Origin of the sequence: Metabacillus niabensis (genome assembly GCF_902829255.1) — a bacterium.
Classification (GTDB): Bacteria; Bacillota; Bacilli; order Bacillales; family Bacillaceae; genus Metabacillus; species Metabacillus niabensis.
In genome coordinates, this window is record NZ_CADEPK010000334.1 from 1 (window position 1) to 2,511 (window position 2,511).

Consider the following 2,511-nt stretch of genomic DNA (forward strand, 5'->3'; position numbering starts at 1 on the left):
GATGAAAACCATTCAATAAAATGCTGATACGGATAGTATGTCTTTCCTTTCAGCTCAATTTTTGGGGCATCTGGATGCTTGCTTAACAAGTCCTTTACTTCCTCTTTGCTTAACCCTAAATAAATATACAAATCCTTTTCTTCTATTAATGTCGGATATCCAGATAGACTCCCTTTTGGATTTTTAAAATTCTTTAGTCCATCCCCTATAAAATAACCTAAAGCTGTTAACCCTAATCCTACCCAGAAAAAATCGATATCCATGTTGTACTCTCCTTTGAATTAAATCAATAGCTTGAATATAAGTAACAAATAAGCAATCTAATATTTTTAAACATCAATTTCCTAAGCAATTCACATTCTATCCAGCATTACGTAACTTACTTTCTAAAACCCTATGTAATTTCATTTGACATTTCACATGATAAGAGCCGCTAGCAAGCCTGTTAGCATTAAATTTTCCAATTAATTGCCGAACATCTTTATCATGAACGATTAGTTTTCGATACCGTTCATCTATTAAATATTCCCGGAACCATTCGTGCTTTTTTAATTGCTTTAACACACTCTCTATGTCTTCTTCATCAGCCTTTAAAAAAGGGAGATAAACAAGAATATTTAACATATCAACTAATATTGCCAATTCCTTTCCCTCCAAATTAAATCTCTTATTAAACTTTACGTTCATTCAGATAAAAGGTTTCATGTTTTTTCCATTTATTCGCTTCATAAAAAAGGGAGATATCGATTTGAAAGGACAGATGAAGGCATGTATCCAAACAATTTTGAGGTACTTCCAAAATATACACACTTTTTGCCCAGCATACCTTTGATTTATAAAGCTAAATAACTACGGACTATGTTATCAGTAGCTTTTGCCTTTCTAAATAAAATCCTTTTTTAATAGTTCTAAAGTACAAATAAACGGTTATAAATCTATCATATTTCTAATAAATAAAAAGCCTTCTAGCTAATTACGAAAAATACGTTAACCCCTTATGCTTCATTACAAACATCTTGATAAAAATCATTTGTTTTCACACTCAAAAATGCATGATAAATACACGATAATCAATGGTTATATATTCCTATTTTTAGCGAAAATTGGCAAAATTTGTTGACGTTCAACTATTGTGTATACTACATTTGAATTATCATAGTTCTAAAATTCTTGATTCTGTGATAATAGTAGGAACGCTTTTTTCATAGTTTTTTAACGTACGATAATGGCAAACTCATTGAAAAATGGGGACGCAAAGCTAGAGGGGCTAAAGTGTAGATTTTTCATTATACACCATGCCAGCCAGTTACCGAATACGACGGAAACTCCGTCTTATTCAAGGTGGAGTTTTTTTGTTGCTTAAAAATTTTGAAGGGGGAATCGAAGCTTGACTATGCCAATGAAAGGTATCTCAGAAGATCAGACAAACACAAACATCGATATTGAAGGTGCAATAATAGCTAAAAAGCATTACGTGTATGAGGTTTTACCTGCATCAGACGAAGAGCTATTAATTGAAGTAGCTGAATGCTTAGCCAAAACATTCTCAGGTGTTAAATCTGGAAATGCCTTCATTGTAGAACCAGTCGTTTTATTATTGAAAATATCATATGAAACGATGAAAGAGTTTATTTTTGATTTCCTTAAACAAACAGTTAATCAAGGTTTAACAATCATCGCTAGAGAGAAATGTACTGGAAAAGTGATTGGAGCGGTTGCTGCCGAGTCCTTTCAGACAATAGAATTAAATCCTCCCCTACTAAAAGGTGATTTTGCTCCTTTTAATAAAATAAATCAGATTACCCGTTATTTAGTAAAAAAGTATGAGCAATATATTTACAATAAATTAGGAAGAAAAATCGTAAAGGAAAAGCATATCCGTATTTTTCTAACCGGAGTGATGCTGGAAAAAAACAAAAAGTACATAGCAGCCGAAATGAGGCATCTCTTAGAGGAAATTTGTAAAAATCGAGGTTATCAATATATTTTCTCAACAGCTCCAAATCATCGTTCCCAGAAAATGAACGTACGATTAAATTACCACATGCCATTGGATTGTAAAGGGGTTCCAATTGCTTACTCATATGCAAAGGATCCGGTTTTAAAATACTTACCAAATGAATTAGGTGAAGATTGTAAACTATTTTATAAAGAGCTAACGTAGCCCTTTATTTACTTTATAGAAGAAGAAGTCCTCAATCATTACTTTAGAGGAGGACTTCTTTCGGTATAGAAACATTTTTAAGAAACTATACTTAGTTGGATAGGAGTTCAAGAAGAGACAACTATTCTAATTGAAGAAAATCTTCACGGCGAAAGAGAACGGCGAGCAATACTGAAGATTTCACGAAGCTTTCATGTATTAAAGAAGACATTGAAAAGTTAGCAATAAAATTTTATGATTATGTCCTCTACTTTCAACAAGGATTCTATGATTTCACATAATTCCATCGATGTTTTGATTATTTACTAAGCTATTCATTATCTAATATAATCCACCCTTCCCTTTCC

3 protein-coding genes and 1 riboswitch are annotated in these 2,511 nt (G+C 32.3%); of the genes, 1 reads left to right on the forward strand and 2 read right to left on the reverse strand.

Going from position 1 to position 2,511, the window contains the following annotated elements; all coding sequences use genetic code 11:
* Together HU235_RS19230 and HU235_RS19235 are read right to left on the reverse strand one after the other, a co-directional pair.
* The coding region (locus HU235_RS19230; protein WP_174881255.1) for a DNA-binding protein at nucleotides 1–263 on the reverse strand (263 nt) is incomplete at its 3' end.
* A 97-nt stretch (nucleotides 264–360) separates the two neighbouring features.
* Entirely contained in the window at nucleotides 361–642 is a 282-nt protein-coding gene (locus HU235_RS19235) for a hypothetical protein (protein WP_174881256.1), read from the reverse strand.
* A 575-nt stretch (nucleotides 643–1,217) separates the two neighbouring features.
* Nucleotides 1,218–1,314: riboswitch (cyclic di-GMP riboswitch) on the forward strand.
* Nucleotides 1,315–1,387: 73 nt separating this feature from the next.
* Here HU235_RS19235 and HU235_RS19240 point away from each other — a divergent pair.
* Complete coding sequence (locus HU235_RS19240; RefSeq protein ID WP_174881257.1) at nucleotides 1,388–2,164, forward strand: hypothetical protein; 777 nt, start codon at nucleotides 1,388–1,390, stop codon at nucleotides 2,162–2,164.
* Nucleotides 2,165–2,511: the final 347 nt, after the last annotated feature.